Here is a 21,183-nt window from a genome sequence, read left to right on the forward strand (position 1 = left end):
CATCCCGCCTGATTGACCCGGTTGCACCGGGTTGGAAGGCTGAGCGGGGCGCCTCCGCAACGGCGTCCCACCGGCGTGCGTCCAGCGCGCCGGGGCAGGAGAGGAGAATGATGTCCGACGGGCAGCCACGCCCCAGTGCCGCGACCGGCCAGATCATCGTGTCCGGCTTGACCAAGCAATACAAGAACGTCCGCGCGGTCGACAATCTGTCGTTCACGGTCGAGCCGGGTCGGGTCACCGGCTTCCTCGGCCCGAACGGCGCCGGTAAGACGACCACGCTGCGCATGTTGCTCAACCTGGTCACGCCGACCGCCGGCACGGCCACCATCGGCGGCCACCGGTACGCCGACCTGACCGACCCGCTGCGTACGGTCGGCGCGGTGCTGGAGGCGTCCAGCGCGCACAAGGGCCGCACCGGCATCAACCACCTGCGGGTGATCTGCGCGGCGGCCGGCCTGCCGAAGTCGCGGGCGGACGAGGCGTTGGCCCTGGTCGGGCTCTCTCCGGCGGCGAAGCGCAAGTTCAAGGGCTACTCGCTGGGCATGAAGCAGCGGCTCGGGATCGCCGCCGCGATGCTCGGCAACCCGCAGGTGCTGATCCTGGACGAGCCGGCCAACGGCCTGGACCCGGAGGGCATCCGCTGGATGCGGGGCTTCCTCAAGGGCCTGGCCGCCGAGGGCCGGACGGTGCTGGTCTCCAGCCACCTGCTCTCCGAGATGCAGCTCCTCGCCGACGACGTGGTGATCATCGCGGCCGGCAAGCTGGTCCGGCAGGGCCCGGTCGAGCAGGTGATGGGCTCGATGACGCACGGCGCTGCGCGGGTGCGGGTGCGCACCCCGCAGGCGGACGAGCTGACCGCCGCGCTGCGCGAGCAGTCCGCCACGGTCGAGGCCGACCCGCACGGCGCGCTGCTGGTCAGCGGCGTGGACGCGCCGACCGTGGGCCGGCTCGCGCTGGCCGCGAAGGTGGAGCTGCACGAGCTGACCACCGAACGTCCCGACCTCGAAGGGGTCTTCCTGGAGCTGACGGCCGGAAAGGCGGAGATCCGATGACGCTGGTCCGATCCGAACTGCTCAAGATCCGTACCACCAGCACCTGGTGGGTCTTCGGGCTGATCAGTCTGCCGCTGTGGGCGCTGGCGCTGGGCTTCAACTGGTTGCAGACCGACGCCCTGACCAGTGGGAACGTGGGCGACGTATCGGGTGAACAGGCCGACCAGATCCAGGCGGTCTCCAGCGCCGACAGCATCGCCGCCAACCTCTACACCAACGGCCAGTTCTTCGGCCTGCTCATCGTGATGCTGCTCGGCATCGTGGTGGTGACCAGCGAGTTCTTCCACCAGACGGTGACCACCACGTTCCTCACCGCGCCGCACCGCACCGCGGTGATGCTGGCCAAGCTGGCCGCCGCCGGCGTACTGGCGCTGTGCTTCTGGATCGTCACCACGGTGCTCAACCTGATCTTCGCGCCGTTGATCCTGAACGCGGTGGACGTGGGCTCGCAGCTCGACAGCGGGGCGGTCTGGCGCGCGGTCGCGCTCAACGGGTTGGCCTACCTGCTCTGGTCCGTGCTCGGCGTCGGCCTCGGCGTGCTGATCCGCAGCCAGATCGGCGCCACCGTGACCGGCATCCTGCTCTACCTGGGTGGCACCATCGGCGCGGCCATCGCGATCGGCCTGCTGGCGGAGCGGTTCGGCGACTGGATCAACGAGCTTCAGTTGCTGGTGCCGTCGCTGGCCTCCGGCCTGATGGTGAGCGGCGCCGAGATCCCCGGCAACCCGCCGCGCTGGGCCGGCGCGGCGGTGCTGATCGGGTACGCGGTGGTGACCGGCGTGATCGGCGTGCTGACCATCCGGCGGCGCGACATCTCCTGACCCGTCGTTCGGATTCGGCCCGGCCGGTGACCCCGTGTCACCGGCCGGGGCCGTCGTCGTCTAGCAGGAGTCGGGACGACACGCAGCGTTTGCCGAACTTCTGGCATCTTCTGTGAAACGGGCCACCAGCCGGAGGCGAGAATGCCGGTGGCAATCGCACGGCGTAGCCTGGGATCCGTCCCCTGTGCGCCGGAGTGCCGGGCACGGGGCCCCACCGCGTGACATTCACAACCGCGTGAAAGAGGCGATTAGCGGCCGTGTCGACCCAGCAGACATCGCAGGAGAACCCACTGGCGGGTTTCGGCCCGAACGAGTGGATCGTCGAGGAGATGTACCAGCGCTACCTCGCCGACCCGTCGAGCGTCGACTCGGCCTGGCACGACTTCTTCGCCGACTACCGGCCGGCGCCGGGCGCGGCGACCCCGCGCCCGGACGGCCAGGCCAAGCCCGCCGCCCGGCCGGAGCCCGCCGAGCAGCAGGAGGCCGTCGCCACGGTCACCGAGCAGCCGGCCCCCGCCAAGGCCGCGCCCGCCGAGCCGGCCGAGAAGCCCGCCGCCAAGCCGGCGGCGAAGACGCCCGAGCCGGCCCCGGCGAAGAAGGCCGCCCCGGCCAAGCCGGCCGCCGCCAAGGCGCCGGCCGCGAGCGCCGCCGGCACCACCCCGTTGCGGGGCGTCGCCGCCAAGATTGTCCAGAACATGGACGCGTCGCTCGCCGTCCCGACCGCCACCAGCGTGCGCGCGGTCCCGGCGAAGCTGCTGGTCGACAACCGCATCGTGATCAACAACCACCTGGCCCGTGGCCGCGGTGGCAAGGTCAGCTTCACCCACCTCATCGGGTACGCGATGGTCCGGGCGCTGATCGAGCACCCGGAGATGAACAACTCCTTCGTCGAGGTCGACGGCAAGCCGGCGATGCTCCGGCCGGAGCACGTCAACCTGGGCATCGCCATCGACCTGGCCAAGCCGGACGGCTCCCGCAACCTGGTGGTGCCGTCCATCAAGGGCTGCGAGCAGATGGACTTCCGGCAGTTCTGGCAGGCGTACGAGGACGTGGTCCGGCGCGCCCGCCGCAACGAGCTGACCATGGAGGACTACTCCGGCACCACCATCTCGCTGACCAACCCGGGCGGCATCGGCACGGTGCACTCGATCCCGCGCCTGATGCAGGGGCAGAGCGCCATCATCGGCGTCGGCGCGATGGAGTACCCGGCCCCGTACCAGGGCATGAGCGAGGCCACCCTGGCCGAGAACGCGGTCAGCAAGGTCATCACGCTGACCAGCACGTACGACCACCGCATCATCCAGGGCGCGCAGTCCGGCGAGTTCCTGAAGGTGATGCACGAGCTGCTGCTCGGCGAGCACGGCTTCTACGACGAGATCTTCACCTCGCTGCGCATCCCGTACGAGCCGGTGCGCTGGATGCGCGACGTGGCCGTCGACAGTGAAGGCCAGATCAACAAGACCGCGCGGGTGCACGAGCTGATCCATGCGTACCGGGTGCGCGGTCACCTGATGGCCGACACCGACCCGCTCGAGTTCAAGATCCGCAAGCACCCGGACCTGGACGTGCTCCAGCACGGGCTCACGCTCTGGGACCTGGACCGCGTCTTCCCGGTCAACGGTTTCGCCGGCAAGCAGCGGATGAAGCTGCGTTCGATCCTCGGCGTGCTGCGGGACTCCTACTGCCGCCGGGTCGGCATCGAGTACATGCACATCCAGGACCCGGAGGAGCGGCGCTGGATCCAGGAGCGGGTCGAGCGCAAGTACGAGAAGCCCAGCTCCGACGAGCAGAAGCACGTGCTCAACCGGCTCAACGCGGCCGAGGCGTTCGAGACGTTCCTCCAGACCAAGTACGTCGGCCAGAAGCGCTTCTCGCTGGAGGGCGGCGAGTCGCTGATCCCGCTGCTCGGTGAGGTGCTGGAGTCCTCCGCCGAGGCCGGGCTGGACGAGGTCGTCATCGGCATGGCCCACCGCGGCCGGCTCAACGTGCTGGCCAACATCGTCGGCAAGCCGTACGAGAAGATCTTCTCCGAGTTCGAGGGGCACCTCGACCCGCGGTCCACGCAGGGCTCCGGCGACGTGAAGTACCACCTCGGCCAGAACGGCAAGTTCACCACTCCGGACGGCGACCACGCGGTCAAGGTGTCGGTGGTGGCGAACCCGTCGCACCTGGAGGCCGTCGACCCGGTGCTGGAGGGCATCGTCCGGGCCAAGCAGGACCGGATCGACCTCAAGCTGGAGGGGTACACCGTGCTGCCGCTGGCGGTGCACGGTGACGCCGCCTTCGCCGGCCAGGGCGTGGTCGCCGAGACGCTCAACCTGTCCCAGCTGCGCGGCTACCGCACCGGCGGCACCGTGCACGTGGTGGTCAACAACCAGGTCGGCTTCACCACCGCCCCGGAGTACAGCCGGTCCAGCCTCTACAGCACCGACGTGGCCCGGATGATCCAGGCGCCGATCTTCCACGTCAACGGCGACGACCCCGAGGCCGTGGTCCGGGTCGCCCGGCTGGCCTTCGAGTACCGGCAGGCGTTCAACAAGGACGTCGTGATCGACCTGGTCTGCTACCGCCGGCGCGGGCACAACGAGGGCGACGACCCGTCGATGTCCAACCCGCAGATGTACAAGATCATTGACTCGAAGCGGTCGGTCCGGAAGCTCTACACCGAGGAGCTGATCGGGCGCGGTGACATCACCGTGGAGGACGCCGAGGAGCTGCTGCGGGACTACCAGGCGCAGCTCGAACGCGTCTTCAAGGCCACCCGGGACGCGGCCACCACGCCGCGCCAGCTCAGCCGCCCGAAGCGGGAGGAGGAGCCGGAGCCGCAGGTCGACACCGCGACCGACGCCTCCGTGGTCAAGGCGATCGGCGAGGCGCACGTCAACCTGCCGGAGGGCTTCACCCCGCACAAGCGCATCCAGCAGCTCCTGGAGCGGCGCCGGAAGATGTCCGTCGAGGGCAACATCGACTGGGGCTTCGGCGAGATCATCGCGTTCGGCGCGCTGCTGCACGACGGCGTCACCGTCCGGCTCGCCGGGCAGGACTCGCGTCGCGGCACGTTCGTCCAGCGGCACGCCTCGGTGGTCGACGCCCGCACCGGCGACGACTACCTGCCGTTGAAGACGTTCACCGCCGACGGCGAGCGGTCCCGCTTCTTCGTGCACGACTCGCTGCTCTCCGAGTACGCCGCGATGGGCTTCGAGTACGGCTACTCGGTGGAGAACGTCAACGCGCTGGTGGCCTGGGAGGCCCAGTTCGGTGACTTCGTCAACGGCGCCCAGTCGGTGATCGACGAGTTCATCTCCTCCGGCGAGGTGAAGTGGGGCCAGCGCTCCGCGGTCACCCTGCTGCTGCCGCACGGCCACGAGGGCCAGGGGCCGGACCACACCTCCGGCCGCCCGGAGCGCTTCCTCCAGCTCTGCGCCGAGGACAACATGCGGGTGGCCATCCCGACCACCCCGGCGAGCTACTTCCACCTGCTGCGCCGGCAGGCGCTGTCGCCCAAGCGCAAGCCGCTTGTGGTGTTCACGCCGAAGTCGCTGCTGCGGCACAAGCTCTGCGTGTCGTCGGTGGAGGACTTCACCACCGGCACGTTCCAGCCCGTGCTGGCCGACACCGCCGCCCCGGCGCCGGAGCAGGTCAAGCGCGTGCTGCTCTGCTCGGGCAAGGTCTACTACGACCTGTTCCAGGCCCGGCAGGAGCGCGGCGTCACCGACACCGTGATCCTCCGGATGGAGCAGCTCTACCCGCTACCGGTCGAGGAGGTCCGGGCCGCACTGGCGCAGTACCCGAACGCCGAGGACTTCGCCTGGGTCCAGGAGGAGCCGGCCAACCAGGGCGCCTGGTCGTTCGTGGCGCTCAACCTGCTGGAGCACCTGCCCGAGGTCCGGCTGCGCCGCATCTCCCGGCCGTCCGCCGCCGCCCCGGCGGTCGGCTCGGCGAAGATGCACGAGGTCGAGCAGAACGCGCTGATCGAGGCGGCCCTGCCCCGCCCGTGACACCCGACGCAGCGGCCCGTCCCTCCACCGGGGGCGGGCCGCTGCCGTACGACGAGAGGACGACCGTGTACTTCACCGACCGTGGCATCGAGGAGCTGGTCGAGCGTCGGGGCGACGAGCAGGTCAGCCTGGAGTGGCTGGGCGAGCGCCTGCGCGACTTCGTCGACCTGAACCCGGAGTTCGAGACGCCGATCGAGCGGTTCGCCACCTGGCTGGCCCGCCTGGACGACGAGGACGATGAGTGACGGTTCGCGTTTGACTAGTTCCGCTGCGTGACGTCCACTGTTGAGGTATGGAACCCGGGAACCGCAAGCCACCGCAGGACGCGGTGACCGTACGCCACCTGCGCCTCGGCATCGGATCGGTGGGCCTCGCGCTGCCGGTCGTGCTGGTGGTCGGCCACATCGCCGCCACCCGACGCCTCACCCTGCTGGACTCGCTCAGCGGGTACTACCACTCCGAGATGCGGGACGTCTTCGTCGGCGCGATGTGCGCCGTCGGCGTCTTCCTGATCAGCTACCGGTACCGCCGGCCGGAGGACCTGCTGGGCACCGGGGCCGGCGTACTGGCGATCGTGGTGGCACTCTTCCCCACCGCGACGGGCGTGCCGGCCGCCACTGTCGACGGCGTCGACCGGACGGCCGGCGTGGTGCACCAGGTCGCCGCCGCCGGGCTCTTCGCCCTGCTCGCGGTCTTCTGCCTGGTCCTCTTCGTCCGCCCGGACCGGGCCGGGATGCCGCCCCGGCGCGCGGCGCAGGTCTTCTACCGGGCCTGCGGCGGGCTCATCCTGCTCGCCATCGCGCTGGCGCTGGCCAGCACGCGGCTCCCGGCCGACGTCCGACACACGCTCAAACCGGTGCTGTGGTGCGAGACGCTCGCCGTCTTCGCCTTCGGCGCGGCCTGGGTGGCGAAGAGCGACGCGCTGCTGCTCGCCGCCGAGCCGGCCGGCGGGCCCGGCGTCCCGGAGCCCCGGACGGCCACGCCGGCGTGACCGACGGTCAGGCGGCGGCCCGCCGCGCGGTCGCGTCGAGATTTCCGGTACGCCGCAGCTTCTGCCAGCCCAGCCGGCCACCGGTCAACGCGGTGACCACCGACTGGATCAGCACCAGGTACATCAACTGCCGATAGACGAACTGTTGCAACGGCAGCACCCACAGCACGCCGAGCTTCTCCCGGTCCAGCCGGAACGCCACCACCGCGGTCACGAACTGCACCGCGAGCATCGCCAGCCAGGCCACCACGGTCTCGGTCCGGTCCAGGAAGACCAGCCCGTACAACGCGAGCAGGTCGATCACCGGGGCGGCCAGCGGCAGCAGCACGCCGAACAGGGTCAGGAACGACAGGCACCGTCGGGTGAACCGGCCCGACGGGCCCCGGTCGAGGACCGCGCGCCGGTGCTTCCACATCGCCTGCATGGTGCCGTAGCTCCACCGGTACCGCTGCTTCCACAACTGGCCGAGTGTGGCGGGCGCCTCGGTCCAGGCGCGGGCGCTCTCCTCGTACACGATGTGCCAGCCGGCGCGGCCCAGCGCCATGGTGATGTCGGTGTCCTCGGCCAGCGTCTCGTCGGTCATGCCGCCGACCTGCTCCAGCGCCTCCCGGCGGAACGCGCCGATCGCGCCGGGCACGGTCGGCATGCAGCGCAGCGTCTCGTAGAGCCGGCGGTCCAGGTTGAAGCCGATGACGTACTCGACGTGCTGCCACTTGGCGATCAGGCTCCGCCGGTTGCCGACCTTGACGTTGCCGGCCACCACGCCGACCCGGGGGTCGGCGAACGGCTGCACCAGCCGGCGGACCGCGTCCGGCTCGAAGACGGTGTCGCCGTCCACCATGACGATCAGCTCGTGCCGGGCCAGCGCGACGCCGGTGTTCAACGCGCTCGGCTTGCCGCCGTTGGGCTTGCGCACCACCCGGACGTTCGGCAGGCGCAGCGCCGCCACGATGTCGGCGGTGCCGTCGGTCGACCCGTCGTCGACGACCACGACCTCGATGCCGCCCGGGTGGTCGCCGCCCGCGAGGGAGCGGACCGCCGCCGCGATGCCCTCCTTCTCGTTGTACGCGGGCACGATCACCGAGACGGGGTCGGTGACCGGCGGGCCCCACGACCAGTCGTGTCGACGGCGGCGCGCCGCGTGCCGCAGGGCCAGCACGAAGAGCAGCAGGGCCCGGCCGACGGTGAGCCCGCCGACGACCACGAAGAAGACGCCGAACAGCCCGAACATGCCGTCGGCCACGCGTACCGCGCCGACCAGCACGTCGCCGCGCCAGCGGTCGGCACGCGGGGCGGCGACCTGCCCGCCCACCTGGTCGGTGACGCCGGCCTCGGCGAGCGTCCGGCGGAGACCGTCGCCGACCGTGGTGAACGTGTAGCCGCGCTGCTGCATCATCGGGATGTACCGGTCCAGCGCGGCCACCGTGCCGGACCGGTCCCCGCCGGCGTCGTGCCACAGCGCGATGGTGCCGGCCGAGCCCGCCGGGGTGGCGTTGGCCAGCATCGTGTCGACGGCGGGCTTCTCCCAGTCCCGGCTGTCGACGTCGTTCACCACGGTCAGGTAGCCCAGTTCGCCGGCCTGCCGCAGCATCGGCCAGTCGCGGTCGGTGTAGGCGTCCGCGCTCGACGAGTACGGGAAACGCAGCAGCGAGGTCCGGACGCCGGTGGTGCTGGCGATGGCGAGCTGGGTCTGCGCGTACTCCAGCTCGCGCCGCCAGCCGGGCAGGACGGCCAGGTCGGGATGGGTGAACGTGTGCACGCCCAGCTCGTGCCCCTCGGCCACCATCCGGCGAGCCAGCGCGGGGTTCCGGACGACCTGCGTGCCGATGACGAAGAAGGTGGCCTTCACCTGGTACTTGTCCAGGACGCGCAGCACCTCCGGCGTCCACCGGGCGTCCGGGCCGTCGTCGAAGGTGAGCGCGAGGGTGCGCGGTGGCAGCCGGTGCGACTGGGTTCGGCCGGTCGCGCCGACGTTGACGATCGGGCCGCCCTCGACCACGGAGGTGGGCACCTCCCGCTGGCTGCCCGGCCCGGTCCGTTCCCCGGGCACGAACGCGGCGTTGGCGTACGCCTCGACGAAGAGCAGGCCGCCGAGGATGACCAGGACCATGGTGAGGATGGCCCAGCTCGGTCGCGGCACGATGCGCCGGCTGCGGGACCGGCGGGCGGCGGCCAGCTCCCGGGCGTCCGACGCGACGGTGGGAGCGTCGACGGGTCGTTGCCCGGCGCGCTGCCGGCGGACGGCGGCGACCCGCCCCGGATCGAGGTGGGTGGTGGGCTCGTCACTCACCCGTGGTCCCGGCCGGCTCGGCCGGCTCGGCCGGTGGGTCGACCACGGGCGGCGGCGGGCTGGTGGTGGTCGGCGCGGTGGTGGTCGGCGGTGCCGTGGTGGCCGGTGGGGTGGTCGTCGGCGGCCTCGTGACCCGGGGCGTGGTCGTCGGGTTCGCGCTCGGCGACGGCGAGGCGGTGGGGGTCCGGGCGGTGCTGCCACCCGGGCTGGCGGTGGGGGCCGGGGGCCGTGCCGGCGCGGTGCGGGCGGGCGGCGGCACGGCTGTCGCGGACGGCGTGACCGTGGTGGTCGGGGACGCCGGCGGGGCGGGCGGTGGCGGCTTCTCCTCGGCGGTCGCCTCGACGAACGGGATGACGGTGTCCGGGGTGATCGGCCCGCCGGCGAAGCTGATCCCGACCAGCACCGTGTAGACCACGCCGGCCGCGCCGGCGCAGTAGGCGACGCGACGCAGCCGCCGACGCCGCCGCCCGGTCGAGTCGACGAAGACGGGGGGCGGTTCGGGGGCGACGGGGATCAGGTCGGTCGGGCCTTCCACCCGAATAACTATAGATACGAAAAAACCCCACCTTCTCCCCCACCCCCGCCCCCCGCCCCGCGCGATCTTGCAGTTGCCGCCCCGGCAAAAGCCGCTTTCCGGTCGCACGATGGGCCGCAACCGCAAGATCGGCGGGAGGAGAAGACGGGGGACAAGGACCCGGGCGGGGGGATGGGCGATCTTGTAGCGTGAGGTCGTGGCGCGCAGCGTGTACCTGACCGGCGTGGGGTCCGGCGGAGGAAAGTCGACGGTGGCGCTCGGCCTGGCCGAGCTGCTGTCCCGGCAGGTCGAGCGGATCGGCGCGTTCCGGCCGCTGGTCGCCGGCGGTGACACCCCGGACCCGATCCTGGCCCTGCTCACCGAGCGCTACCGGGTGCAACTGCCCGTCGACGAGCTGCACGGCGCGACGTACGCCGAAGCCACCGCGCTGGTCACGAACGGCCGGCGGGAGGAGCTGATCGCGGCGATCGTGGCCCGCTACCGGGAGGTGGAGCGGCGCTGCCCCGCCGTCGTGGTGGTCGGCAGCGACTTCGCCGACGGGGACGGCGCCGGCCCTCGCGAGCTGGCCTTCAACGCCCGCCTGGCGATCGAGTTCGGCAGCGTCGTGGTGCCCGTGGTGGACGGGTTCGACCAGCCGCCCGAGGCCATCGCGGCGGCGATGCGCGGCGCGTACCACGATCTGGCCGACCTCGGCGCGACAGTGGTGGCGGTGGTCGCCAACCGGGTGCCCGGCCCGATGACGCTGCCCGAGCTGCCGGTCCCCGCGTACGCGATCCCGGAGGTGCCGACCGTGTCCGCGCCGACGGTGGCCGAGGTGGCGACCGCGCTCGACGCCACCCGGCTCGCCGGCGACCGGGCCGCGCTGGACCGCGACGTGCTCGACTACGTGGTCGGCGCGGCGCACGTGCCGACGCTGCTGGACCACCTCACCGACGGCGCGCTGGTGATCACCCCGGGCGACCGGGCCGACCTGCTGGTCGCCGCCGGCGCCGCCCACGTGGCCGGGCAGGTGTCGCTGGCCGGGCTGGTGCTCACGCTCGGCGAGCAGCCCGACCCGCGCGCCATGCGGCTGGTCGAGCGGATGAACACCGGGCTGGCGGTGCTGTCGGTGACCAGCGACAGCTACGACACGGTCGAGGCGTCCAGCCGGATCGAGGGCCGCCCCAGCACCGCCAACCCGCGCAAGGTCGAGGCGGCCCTGGGCGCGTTCGAGCGCTGCGTGGACACCGACGACCTGGCCGCCCGGCTCCGGGTCACCCGCTCCGCGCGGGTCACCCCGCTGATGTTCGAGAACGACCTCATCGACCGGGCGCGGGCCCGACGCCGCCGGCTGGTGCTGCCCGAGGGCGCCGAGGAGCGCATCCTGCGCGCGGCGGAGGTGCTGCTGCGCCGCGGCGTCGCCGAGCTGACGCTGCTCGGGCGGCCGGACGAGATTGCCCGGCGAACCCGCGAGCTGGGCGTCGACGTCGGCGACGCGCAGCTCGTCGACCCGGCGACCAGCGAGTGGCGCGACGAGTTCGCCGCCGCGTACGCGAAGCTGCGCGCCCACCGGGGCATGACGCCGGAGCTGGCGCACGACATCGTGGCGCAGCCCAACTACTTCGGCACCATGATGGTGCAGGCCGGCCGCGCCGACGGGATGGTCTCCGGCGCCACCCACACCACGGCCGCCACCATCCGGCCGGCCTTCGAGATCATCCGGACCGTGCCCGGCGTCTCGGTCGCGTCGAGCGTCTTCTTCATGCTGCTTGCCGACCGGGTCCTGGTCTACGGCGACTGCGCGGTCAACCCCGACCCGGACGCCGCCCAGCTCGCCGACATCGCCCTCTCCTCGGCCGACACCGCGGCCCGGTTCGGCATCGAGCCGCGGGTGGCGATGCTGTCGTACTCCACCGGCAGCTCCGGCGCGGGCGCGGACGTGGAGAAGGTCGCGGCGGCCACCGAGCTGGTCCGGAAACGCCGGCCGGAACTGCTGGTCGAGGGGCCGATCCAGTACGACGCGGCGATCGACCCGCAGGTGGCCGCCACCAAGCTGCCGGACAGCCCGGTGGCGGGCCGGGCCACCGTGTTCATCTTCCCGGACCTGAACACCGGCAACAACACGTACAAGGCGGTGCAGCGCTCGGCCGGCGCGGTGGCGGTCGGCCCGGTCATGCAGGGCCTACGCCGACCGGTCAACGACCTGTCCCGGGGCGCGACCGTGCCGGACATCGTCAACACGGTGGCGATCACCGCCATCCAGGCCGCCACGGAGGCGTCGGAATGAGCCGCATCCTGGTCCTCAACAGCGGATCCTCGTCGGTCAAGTACCGGCTGTACGACGGCGACGAGGTGCTCGACAAGGGCACCGTGGAGCGGGTCGGCGAGCCGGGCGGCGGGCCGGCCGACCACGAGAGCGCGGTCCGGGAGATCATCGAGCGACTCGACCTCGGCGGGCTGGCCGGCGTCGGGCACCGGGTGGTGCACGGCGGACGGCGGTTCAGCGCCCCGGTGCTGATCGACGACGCGGTCGTCGCCGGGATCGAGGACCTCGTCCCGCTGGCCCCGCTGCACAACCCGGCCAACCTGGCCGGCATCCGGGTCGCCCGGGAGGCGCTGCCGGACACCCCGCAGGTGGCCGTCTTCGACACCGCGTTCCACCACACGCTTCCCGAGGCCGCCGCCACGTACGCGATCGACCGGGCCACCGCCGAACGGTACGACGTGCGCCGCTACGGTTTCCACGGCACCTCGCACGCGTACGTGTCGCGGCGGACCGCCGAACTGCTCGACCGGCCGTACGCCGAGCTGAACACCATCACGCTGCACCTGGGCAACGGGGCGAGCGCGTGCGCGGTGCGGGGCGGTCGCAGCGTGGCCACCTCGATGGGCATGTCCCCGTTGGAGGGCCTGGTGATGGGCACCCGCAGCGGCGACCTCGACCCGACAGTCATCTTCCACCTGCGCCGCGAGGCGGGGATGGGCGTGGACGAGATCGACGACCTGCTCAACCACCGCAGCGGCCTGCTCGGGCTGACCGGTGTCAACGACATGCGGGAGGTGCTGGCCCGCCGGGACGCCGACGACCCGGCGGCGGCGCTGGCGTTCGACGTCTACTGCCGGCGGATCACCGGCTACGTGGGCGCGTACTACGCGCTGCTCGGGCGCGTCGATGCGATCGCGTTCACCGCCGGGGTCGGCGAGCACGCCGCCGGAGTGCGGGCCGCGTCGCTGGCCGGCCTGGAGCGGCTCGGCATCGCCGTCGACCCGGCCCGCAACGACGGCACCGGTGACCGGCTGATCTCGCCGACCGGTGCCGAGGTCGCGGTGCTCGTGGTCGGCACCGACGAGGAGCGGGAGATCGCCCGGGAGACCCGCGAGGTGCTCGCCGCCTGATCACGGTCGACGCCACCGCGCCGAGGTGCCGTCGTCCGGCGCGTCCGACGCCACGCCGACATCCCGGCGCGACCGACGCCAGGCAGACATCCCGGCGCGACCGACGCCACCCTGGCATCCCGGCGCGTCAGACGTCACGCACAGGCATCCCGGCGTGGACAGCGCCACGGCGTGCTGGCGTGGACCAGCGCCACGGCGTGCCGGCGTGGACCAGCGCCACGGCGTGCCGGCGTGGACCAGCGCCACGGCGTGCCGGCCGTGGGGCCGGGTCAGCCCAGGGCGACCCAGGCGACCAGGGCGACGACCACCACGGCGGCGACGGCGAGGCCGGCGATCAACGGCAACCGGGACGGCGCGGGCGCCGCCGCGGCCGGCTCGGTCGTGTCCACGAAGGCGCGGAACTGCGCGGTGTTGCCGCTGGGGTCGGTGTAGTTCTCAGCCATGCGGGTGACCCTAGCGAAGCCCACCGCCCGCCAGTGTCCCGCCGGGCCGGAGTCGGCCTGCCCGGGCGGCCGGGGCGGGCAAACCCCGGCCGGGTGGCGGAGGCGTGGCCCGGCCGGGTGGCGGGGGCACCCGCCCGGACGGCGGGCGCGGTCGGCCCGCTCGGCTGCCTACCGTGCAGGCATGACGGGGCGGCGGCTGGTGGCCGTGTTGACGACGGCGCTGCTGGCCGGCTGCGGGGCGGCGGTCGCCACCACCGGCCCGGTCCCGGCCGGCGTCCGGACCGCGCCGGAGCACCCGTACGCGGTGGGGATGCGGCAGTTCACCATCGACCCGGACGGCCCTCGCCCCCTGCCGGTCACCGTCTGGTACCCGGTGGACCCGGCCGCCGTCCCCGACCCGGTCACCGCCCTCCCCGCCACGCCGCACCCCGCCGGCACCCCGGGGCCGCACTCCGCCAGACCGCGCTCCGCCGACCTCTCCGGGGCACGCTCCCCGGACCCCTCCGGACCGCGCTCCCCCGACGCCTCCGGACGGGGCCGGGGGGCCGTTCCACCGAGCCCCGGCACGGAGGCCGGGCTGATGGTCCGGACGCGGGCGCCGGTGGCCGCCGGGCGGTTCCCGGTGGTCGTCTTCAGCCACGGACTGCGCAGCCTGCCCGCGCTGCACGCACAGCTGACCACCCGCTGGGCCGCCGCCGGTTTCGTGGTGGCGGCACCCACCTACCCCCGTACCAACCTGCGCGCCCGCGCCTTCACCCGCGACGACGTCCGCAACCAGCCGGCCGACGCCCGGCGACTGGTCCGTCACCTGGTCCGCCTGGGCGCTCGCCCCGGTGACGCGCTCGGCGCGCACCTGGCCGTGGACCGGTTCGCCGCGGCCGGGCACTCGGCCGGTGGCCACACCACGCTCGGCATGTTCGTCGCCGGACGACGGTCCCCGCTGCGGGCCGGGATCGTGATCGCCGGTGGCCGGCCGGTCGCCGGCATCGCGCGACCGTCGACGCCGATGCTGTTCGTGCACGGCGCCGCCGACCGGATCGTGCCGGAGTCGATCGGCCGGGCCGCGTACGCCCGCTGTCTCGGGCCGGCTGCCTACCTCAGCCTGCCCGGTCAGGGCCACGGCGAGTACCTGAACCCGGGCCGCCCCGGCTTCACCGAGGTGCTCGCGACCACCACGGACTTCCTCCGCTGGACGCTCTACGCCGACCGGACGGCCCTGCGCCGCCTCCCCACCGACGCCACCACCCCCGGCGTCACCACGTTCACCACCCGCGCCCTCCCCACCTGACCTCCCCTCCCCTCCCCTCCCCTCCCCTTCCCTACCCGCCCCAGCCCGCCGATCATGAAGTTGACGGTGCTCGTCGTCCGATTTGTCACCGCCAACTTCATGATCACCTGATGGGGCGGCGGGGCGCGGCGGGGCAGGGGGCGGGGGTAGGTTCGGGCTGGTGGACGGGCTGGTGGACGGGCTGGTGGAGCGGCAACTGGGCGCGATCGGCGAGGTGGTCGAGCTGGCCGGCGCGGACGGCATCGAGGTGTGGCTGCGCGGCGGCTGGGCGATGGACTTCCACCTCGGGGCCGTGAGCCGACCGCACGTCGACGTCGACTGGTACTGCTGGCGGCGTGACGCCGACCGGCTGGCCGACCGGCTCGGCGGGCAGGGCTGGCGAGCCGATCCGCGGATGCCGGCCGCGCAGCAGCTCGACCTGTTCCGGGGCGACGTCGAGCTGAGCTTCGCCTACCTGGAACGGGACGCCGCGGGCCGGGTGGTGGTCGGCGCGGGTCCGTGGGCAGGCACGCCCCTGCCGGCGGGGATGCTCGACGCGCCGGCCGGCCGGATCGGGTCGCTCACCGCACCGGTGATCAGTGTCACCGCGCAGATCGAGTTCAAGGAGATGTTCCCGGTCTGGATGCCGGAGCGGCCCCGCCGCGCGAAGGACGCCGCCGACCTGGCCCGCCTCCGGGCCTCGGTCGGCGACCGTCCGGCGGGCTGACCCGGGCCGCCGCTCGCCGCCCGCCCAAGGTGTTAAGCGGGGGCCCCTCCTCTACCGCAGGCGTTAACAGGGGCCCCTCCTTACCCGCCAGTCCAGCGGTGGACGCGAGGCACAATCGAGGGCATGCGCTCTCGTCCCGTCGTTCTGGCCACCGCCGTTGCCCTGCTGGGCGTCGGTCTGGCCGGCTGCTCGGAGCCGACCGCCCCGACCGGGCGGCCCGCCCCCGACACGTCCCCGAAGAGTGCCACCCCGACCCCCCGCGTACCGGCCGGCAAGGCGCCCGCGACGAGCTTCGCGGTCGGCGTACGCCAACTGAAGCTGAACCGCGACGGTGATCGACCGTTGCCGGTGTCGCTCTGGTATCCGGCGGCGGGACCGGCCGGCGGCGCGGCGAAGCGGTCCGTCCCGGCGGCGGCCGGCCGGTTCCCGGTGGTGGTGTTCAGCCACGGGCTGGGCGCCCGGCCGGAGGACTACCAGGTGTTGCTGACGCGCTGGGCGGCGGCCGGATTCGTGGTGGCCGCGCCGCGCTTCCCGCACACCGGGCGGGGCGGCGACGGCAACCCGCTCGACGTGCTCAACCAGCCGGCCGACGTGTCGTACGTGCTGAGCCGGGTGCTCGCGCTCGACGCGACGGCGGGCGATCCGCTGCGCGGCCGGCTGGACCCGGACCGGGTGGCCGCGACCGGGCACAGCGCCGGCGGGGTGACCACCATCGGGCTGTTCACCACCGGCCGGGACGAGCGGCTGGACGCGGGCATCGTCTTCGCCGGTACGGCGCTCGGCGTGGGCACCGCGTTCGCCGGCGCCGCCGCACCGCAGTTGTTCGTGCACGGCGAGGCGGACGAGGTGGTGTCGTACGCGGCGGGCAAGGCGGTCTTCGACGCGGTGCCGTGGCCGAAGGCGATGCTCAGCCTACCGAAGGGCGACCACGGCCGGGCGCTGCTCGGCGACGGGAAGGCGCTGCGGGTGGTCGCCGACACCACAGTCGAGTTCCTGCGCTGGACGCTCTACGGCGACCCCGCCGCAAAGACCCGCCTCCCGGCGGACGCCACCCGAGGCGCCATAGCCACCCTCGACGACCGGCTGTAAGGCGGGGCCCCTTCTTAACGCCTGCGGTAGAGGAGGGGGCCCCGCTTAACGGCTCACGCCGTGTGGTCGACGACCACCTTGCCGAAGACCTCGCCGGAGTGCAGCCTGGCGAACGCGTCGGAGATGTCGCTGAACGGCACCACCCGGTCCACCACCGGCCGGACCCCGTGCTCGGCGCAGAACGCGAGCAGTTCGGTCAGCTCGTCCGGGGTGCCCATGGAGGTGCCGAGGATCTCCAACTGCATGGCGAAGACGCGGCGCAGGTTGACAGTGGGCTCGTGCCCGGCGGTCGCGCCGGAGACCACGATCCGGGCCATCGGCGCGGCCGACTTCAGCGAGTGGTCGAACGTGGCCGCGCCGACCGTCTCGATCACCACGTCGACCCGCTCCGGCAGGCGCGCGCCGGGCTCCAGCGCGGTGGCGCCCAGCTCGGTGATCCGCTCCCGCTTGGCGGCCTCGCGGCTGGTCGCGTACACCCGCTTGCCGAGCGCGACGGCGAGCGCGACCGCCGCGGTGGCCACGCCCCCGCCGGCGCCCTGGACCAGCACCGACTCGCCGTCGGCGACGCGGCCCTTGGTGGTGAGCATCCGCCACGCGGTGAGCCAGGCCGTGGGCAGGCACGCCGCGTCGGTCGCCGCCAGGCCGTCGGGCAGCGGCAGCAGGTTCATCCGGGGTACGGCGACCAGCTCGGCGAACGTGCCGGGGAAGTGCTCGGAGAGGATGGAGACGCCGCGCGGGTCGCCCGGGGTGGGCACCACCGGGTAGATGACCACCTCGTTGCCGTCCGGGTCGGTGCCGACCGCGTCGCAGCCGAGGATCATCGGGAGCTGGTCCGCGGTCAGGCCCACGCCACGCAGCGACCAGAGGTCGTGGTGGTTGAGCGAGCTGGCCCGCACCCGCACGGTGACCCAGTCGTCCTGCGGGTGGGCCGGCTCGGGACGGTCGCCGACGGCGAGCGCGGCGAGCGGGTTGTCGGCGTCGAAGGCCGAGGCATAGGCGGCACGCATGATCGGCACGGTAACAAGCTGAGCGGGCGTTAAGAAGGGGCCCTTCCTATGCGAAATGCGATAAGAAGGGCCCCCTCCTTACACCTCAGCGGCGGGCGACGCCGTCGCGGCGCGCGGCTTCGGCGACCGCGTCGGCGACCGCCGGGGCGACGCGCGGGTCCAGCGGGGACGGCACGATCGCGTCCGCGGTCAGCGACTCGGCCACCACGCCCGCGATGGCGTCGGCGGCGGCCACCTTCATCCCGTCGGTGACCCGGGTGGCCCCGGCGTCCAGCGCGCCCCGGAACACGCCCGGGAAGGCGAGCACGTTGTTGATCTGGTTGGGATAGTCGCTGCGCCCGGTGGCCACCACCGCGACGTGCCGGGCGGCCACCTCGGGGTGCACCTCCGGCGTGGGGTTGGCCAGCGCGAAGACGATGCCGCCGGGGGCCATGCCGGCCACCGCCGCCTCCGGGATCTGCCCGCCGGAGACACCGACCAGCACGTCCGCGCCGCGCAGCGCCTCGGTGACGTCGCCCTGGCGGCCCTCGGCGTTGGTCAGCTCGGCCAGCTCGGCCTTGGTGCCGGTCAGCTCGCGGTGCCGGCCGATGATGCCGCGCGAGTCGCAGACCACCACCCGGGCCGGGTCGACCCCGCCGGCGATCAGCATCTTCGTCACCGCCACGCCGGCCGCGCCGGCGCCGCTGACCGCGACCCGCAGGTCACCGAGCTTGCGGTTGAGCAGCGTCGCCGCGTTGCGCAGCGCGGCCAGCACCACGATCGCGGTGCCGTGCTGGTCGTCGTGGAAGACCGGGATGTCGAGCGCCTCGTCCAGCCGGCGCTCCACCTCGAAGCAGCGCGGCGCGCTGATGTCCTCCAGGTTGATGCCGCCGAACGAGGGCGCGAGCGCCTTGACCGTCGCCACGATCTCGTCCACGTCCTGGGTGTCCAGGCAGACCGGTACCGCGTCCACGCCCCCGAACTGCTTGAACAGCACCGCCTTGCCCTCCATCACGGGCAGCGCGGCGCGTGGGCCGATGTTGCCCAGGCCGAGCACGGCGGAACCGTCGGTGACCACGGCGACGGTGTGCGACACCCAGGTGTAGGTGTCGGCGAGCGCGGGGTCGGCGGCGATCGCCTCGCAGACCCGGGCGACCCCCGGGGTGTACGCGAGGGAGAGGTCCTCCCGGCTGGTCAGCGGCACGGTGGAGGCGACGGCCATCTTGCCGCCGAGGTGGAGCCGGAAGACGGGATCAGCGGGGTCCGGGGTGGACGCAGACATGGTGACTCCAGGATCTGTCGAGCAGACGGACCGGCCGGCGCGGTCAGCGGTGGTCAGCGACCGGCGGGGCGGCGGTGCGGGGGTCACCCGGGCACGTTCCGAGCATAACCACGCACCGGCTCCCAGGATGTGAGCGGGGTCATATCCATGGCTACCCCTGCCGGCCCCTGATCCGTCCCGGACGCGGCCACCACCGCGCCACCACCCGGCCCTGGACGTCGGCCACGCCGTACGCCCGGGAGTCGTCGGTGACCAGGTCGTTGTCGCCGCGCAGCCACCAGCCACCGTCCCGTGGCTCGACCGCGCGCTTCACCACCAGCAGGTCCGGTCGGCTGCGGAAGACCGCGACCACCACGTCGCCGGCGCGGACCGGCCGGCCACCGGTGCGGACCAGCACCGCGTCGCCGTGGCGCAGCGTCGGGGACATGGACGGGCCGGTAATCAGCACGGGCAGCACGGGTTTCACCTCCCGCCCGCTGGAAAGCATCTCCAGGAGTAATGTCGTCTTGGATCATCGCAAACATCCCATGGAGGACCCTGATGCGCCTTCCTCGCATCCTCACGCCCCGGGTGACCGCCAGTGCCCACTGTGACCTGCCCTGCGGCGTCTACGACCCGGCCCAGGCCCGGATCGAGGCCGAATCGGTCAAAATGATCTGCGAGAAGTACCAGGCGAACACCGACCCGGAGTTCCGGACCCGCGCCATCCTGATCAAGGAGCAGCGGGCCGACCTGGTCAAGCACCACCTGTGGGTGCTCTGGACCGACTACTTCAAGCCGGCGCACTTCGAGAAGTACCCGCACCTGCACCAGCTCTTCAACGAGGCCACCAAGCTGGCCGGTGCGGCCGGCGCCAAGGGCGGCACCGACCCGGCCAAGGCCGACGAGCTGCTCTCGAAGATCGACGAGATCTCCAAGATCTTCTGGGAGACCAAGCAGGCGTGACCTCGCCTGGCACGGCACCGACGATCCGGCCGGTACGTCCCGAGGACGTACCGGCCGTCGTCGCGATGGTGCACGAACTCGCCGCGTACGAGCGCGCCCCGGAGCAGTGCCACCTCACCGTCGAGCAGCTCCACGCGGCGCTCTTCCCGAGTGCTCCGGCGCTGTTCGGGCACGTCGCGGTGGACGCGGCGGACGCACCGGTGGGCTTCGCGCTCTGGTTCCTCAACTTCTCCACCTGGGCCGGCGTGCACGGCATCTACCTGGAGGACCTCTACGTCCGCCCGGACGCCCGGGGCACCGGCGCCGGCCGGCAACTGCTGGCCACGCTGGCGGCGATCTGTGTGGAGCGCGGCTACCAGCGACTCGACTGGTGGATGATCAACTGGAATCCGGCGGCCCGCTTCTACGCGTCCATCGGGGCCACCCCGATGGACGAGTGGACGCCGTACCGGCTGGCCGGGGCCGCGTTGCGCGAGCTCGCCACGCGGGCGACGCCCGCGCCCACGCGCCCGGCCGCCCGACCGGGTAGAGTCCCGCACCGGGGGGATGAGGCGTGACTCAACTGACCGGGCAGCCGACGACGGACGACGACGTCGTGCACCTCACCGTGCCCGCCGACGGTGGTTACCTCGGCGTGCTCCGCACCGCCACGGCCGGGCTCGCGGCCCGGCTCCAGTTCGCCCTCGACGAGATCGAGGATCTGCGCATCGCGGTGGACGAGGCGTGCGCCATGCTGCTCGCGATCGCCACCCGCGACGCCGAGTTGGAGTGCCGCTTCGCGGTCACCGAGGACGCGCTCACCGTCGAGGTGACCGTGCCGACCGTGCGGGGCGCCACGCTGCCGTCCGAGTCGTCCTTCGCGTGGAAGGTGCTCACGGCGTTGACCACCGGGGCCGGCGCCAAGGCGGTCGACGGGCGCGCCACCATCTCGTTGCTGACCCGTCGCGCCGGCGGCTACTGAGCGCCCGGCCGCGGGCCGAAGCCGAGCGCCCGGTTGGTGGGACCGCTCACCAGCAGCGCGACCATGCCGATCCCGAGCGCCATCAGCGGCAGTCCGAGCCAGCCCAGCCCGCCGGAGATCATGTACCACCCGATCGGCAGCAGCATGAGCTGGAGCACGATGGCCGGTGCGCGGGCGCCGGACCGACGCCGGGACAACGCGCCGCCGAGCGCCCAGAGCACGACGGCCCCGGCCACCGCGAACGCCGTGATCAGCAGCGCGGAGGTGAGGTCCGTGGTGCGGGCGGTGAGGTCGGACCAGATCAGCCACACCGCGATCAGCCCGAGCGCCACCGCCTCGACGCGCAGCAGGAGCACCGCCGCGCGGAGCGGGCCGGGGACCGGGTCCGAGTCGATCGTCACGGCCGCCACGATACCGGTGG

General features: G+C 73.0%; 20 protein-coding genes. 13 read left to right on the forward strand and 7 right to left on the reverse strand.

Features of this window, described 5'->3' with window-relative positions; all coding sequences use genetic code 11:
* Positions 1-107 precede the first annotated feature (107 nt).
* The 5 genes from ACLQ2W_RS10250 to ACLQ2W_RS10270 all read left to right on the forward strand — a co-directional run bounded on the left by ACLQ2W_RS10250 (position 108) and on the right by ACLQ2W_RS10270 (position 6,862).
* Positions 108-1,052, forward strand: a complete 945-nt coding sequence (locus ACLQ2W_RS10250; protein ID WP_425786208.1) for an ABC transporter ATP-binding protein — start codon at positions 108-110, stop codon at positions 1,050-1,052.
* Entirely contained in the window at positions 1,049-1,873 is an 825-nt protein-coding gene (locus tag ACLQ2W_RS10255) for an ABC transporter permease (RefSeq protein WP_281937719.1), read from the forward strand. The genes ACLQ2W_RS10250 and ACLQ2W_RS10255 overlap by 4 nt, the downstream gene beginning before the upstream one ends.
* 257 nt (positions 1,874-2,130) lie before the next feature.
* Positions 2,131-5,871: a multifunctional oxoglutarate decarboxylase/oxoglutarate dehydrogenase thiamine pyrophosphate-binding subunit/dihydrolipoyllysine-residue succinyltransferase subunit gene (locus ACLQ2W_RS10260; protein WP_425786209.1), complete on the forward strand. Its 3,741-nt coding sequence runs from the start codon at positions 2,131-2,133 to the stop codon at positions 5,869-5,871.
* A gap of 65 nt (positions 5,872-5,936) precedes the next feature.
* Positions 5,937-6,116, forward strand: coding sequence for a DUF6104 family protein (locus ACLQ2W_RS10265; RefSeq protein WP_089009804.1), 180 nt, complete (start codon positions 5,937-5,939; stop codon positions 6,114-6,116).
* A 47-nt stretch (positions 6,117-6,163) separates the two neighbouring features.
* Entirely contained in the window at positions 6,164-6,862 is a 699-nt protein-coding gene (locus tag ACLQ2W_RS10270) for a hypothetical protein (RefSeq protein WP_425786210.1), read from the forward strand.
* 7 nt (positions 6,863-6,869) lie between these two features.
* Here the strand turns inward: ACLQ2W_RS10270 and ACLQ2W_RS10275 are convergent, their stop codons facing one another.
* Positions 6,870-8,972, reverse strand: a complete 2,103-nt coding sequence (locus ACLQ2W_RS10275; RefSeq protein WP_425786480.1) for a bifunctional polysaccharide deacetylase/glycosyltransferase family 2 protein — start codon at positions 8,970-8,972, stop codon at positions 6,870-6,872.
* A 172-nt stretch (positions 8,973-9,144) separates the two neighbouring features.
* Positions 9,145-9,687, reverse strand: coding sequence for a hypothetical protein (locus tag ACLQ2W_RS10280; RefSeq protein WP_425786211.1), 543 nt, complete (start codon positions 9,685-9,687; stop codon positions 9,145-9,147).
* A gap of 196 nt (positions 9,688-9,883) precedes the next feature.
* Between ACLQ2W_RS10280 and pta the strand changes: the two genes are divergently transcribed.
* Both pta and ACLQ2W_RS10290 read left to right on the forward strand, forming a co-directional pair.
* Positions 9,884-11,953: a phosphate acetyltransferase gene (gene pta / locus ACLQ2W_RS10285; protein WP_425786212.1), complete on the forward strand. Its 2,070-nt coding sequence runs from the start codon at positions 9,884-9,886 to the stop codon at positions 11,951-11,953.
* On the forward strand, positions 11,950-13,062 hold the full coding sequence (locus ACLQ2W_RS10290) for an acetate/propionate family kinase (protein ID WP_425786213.1): 1,113 nt from the start codon (positions 11,950-11,952) through the stop codon (positions 13,060-13,062). Before pta ends, ACLQ2W_RS10290 begins: the two co-directional genes overlap by 4 nt.
* 269 nt (positions 13,063-13,331) lie before the next feature.
* On the opposite strand, the gene ACLQ2W_RS10295 is transcribed toward ACLQ2W_RS10290, so the two are convergent.
* On the reverse strand, positions 13,332-13,505 hold the full coding sequence (locus ACLQ2W_RS10295; RefSeq protein WP_425786214.1) for a hypothetical protein: 174 nt from the start codon (positions 13,503-13,505) through the stop codon (positions 13,332-13,334).
* A gap of 181 nt (positions 13,506-13,686) precedes the next feature.
* Here ACLQ2W_RS10295 and ACLQ2W_RS10300 point away from each other — a divergent pair, with 181 nt between their 5' ends.
* The 3 genes from ACLQ2W_RS10300 to ACLQ2W_RS10310 all read left to right on the forward strand — a co-directional run bounded on the left by ACLQ2W_RS10300 (position 13,687) and on the right by ACLQ2W_RS10310 (position 16,588).
* Complete coding sequence (locus ACLQ2W_RS10300; protein ID WP_425786215.1) at positions 13,687-14,793, forward strand: alpha/beta hydrolase family protein; 1,107 nt, start codon at positions 13,687-13,689, stop codon at positions 14,791-14,793.
* A 160-nt stretch (positions 14,794-14,953) separates the two neighbouring features.
* Complete coding sequence (locus tag ACLQ2W_RS10305; protein ID WP_425786216.1) at positions 14,954-15,499, forward strand: nucleotidyltransferase domain-containing protein; 546 nt, start codon at positions 14,954-14,956, stop codon at positions 15,497-15,499.
* Between the two features lie 123 nt (positions 15,500-15,622).
* A complete protein-coding gene (locus tag ACLQ2W_RS10310; protein ID WP_425786217.1) occupies positions 15,623-16,588 on the forward strand; it encodes an alpha/beta hydrolase family protein in 966 nt (321 codons plus the stop codon).
* A gap of 53 nt (positions 16,589-16,641) precedes the next feature.
* Here the strand turns inward: ACLQ2W_RS10310 and ACLQ2W_RS10315 are convergent, their stop codons facing one another.
* The 3 genes from ACLQ2W_RS10315 to ACLQ2W_RS10325 all read right to left on the reverse strand — a co-directional run bounded on the left by ACLQ2W_RS10315 (position 16,642) and on the right by ACLQ2W_RS10325 (position 19,343).
* Positions 16,642-17,604: a zinc-binding dehydrogenase gene (locus ACLQ2W_RS10315; RefSeq protein ID WP_425786218.1), complete on the reverse strand. Its 963-nt coding sequence runs from the start codon at positions 17,602-17,604 to the stop codon at positions 16,642-16,644.
* A 76-nt stretch (positions 17,605-17,680) separates the two neighbouring features.
* Entirely contained in the window at positions 17,681-18,856 is a 1,176-nt protein-coding gene (locus ACLQ2W_RS10320; protein ID WP_425786219.1) for an NAD(P)-dependent malic enzyme, read from the reverse strand.
* Positions 18,857-19,007: 151 nt separating this feature from the next.
* Positions 19,008-19,343: a S24 family peptidase gene (locus ACLQ2W_RS10325; RefSeq protein ID WP_107160970.1), complete on the reverse strand. Its 336-nt coding sequence runs from the start codon at positions 19,341-19,343 to the stop codon at positions 19,008-19,010.
* A 53-nt stretch (positions 19,344-19,396) separates the two neighbouring features.
* Here ACLQ2W_RS10325 and sodN point away from each other — a divergent pair, with 53 nt between their 5' ends.
* The 3 genes from sodN to ACLQ2W_RS10340 are packed head-to-tail and all read left to right on the forward strand — an operon-like array spanning position 19,397 to position 20,762.
* Positions 19,397-19,801 (forward strand): superoxide dismutase, Ni, encoded by a 405-nt coding sequence (gene sodN, locus ACLQ2W_RS10330; protein ID WP_107160972.1) that lies wholly within the window; start codon positions 19,397-19,399, stop codon positions 19,799-19,801.
* Positions 19,798-20,358 carry a GNAT family N-acetyltransferase gene (locus ACLQ2W_RS10335; protein ID WP_425786220.1) on the forward strand — a complete coding sequence of 187 codons (561 nt, stop codon included), beginning with the start codon at positions 19,798-19,800 and terminating at the stop codon, positions 20,356-20,358. The genes sodN and ACLQ2W_RS10335 overlap by 4 nt, the downstream gene beginning before the upstream one ends.
* Complete coding sequence (locus tag ACLQ2W_RS10340) at positions 20,355-20,762, forward strand: ATP-binding protein (protein WP_107160976.1); 408 nt, start codon at positions 20,355-20,357, stop codon at positions 20,760-20,762. The genes ACLQ2W_RS10335 and ACLQ2W_RS10340 overlap by 4 nt, the downstream gene beginning before the upstream one ends.
* On the opposite strand, the gene ACLQ2W_RS10345 is transcribed toward ACLQ2W_RS10340, so the two are convergent.
* The gene (locus ACLQ2W_RS10345; RefSeq protein WP_425786221.1) at positions 20,756-21,163 is read right to left on the reverse strand and encodes a hypothetical protein; all 408 of its coding nucleotides are present in this window, start codon (positions 21,161-21,163) and stop codon (positions 20,756-20,758) included. The two genes, ACLQ2W_RS10340 and ACLQ2W_RS10345, sit on opposite strands and share 7 nt — an antisense overlap.
* Between the last annotated feature and the right edge of the window lie 20 nt (positions 21,164-21,183).

This window comes from Micromonospora sp. DT227 (genome assembly GCF_049841835.1).
Taxonomy (GTDB): domain Bacteria; phylum Actinomycetota; class Actinomycetes; order Mycobacteriales; family Micromonosporaceae; genus Micromonospora.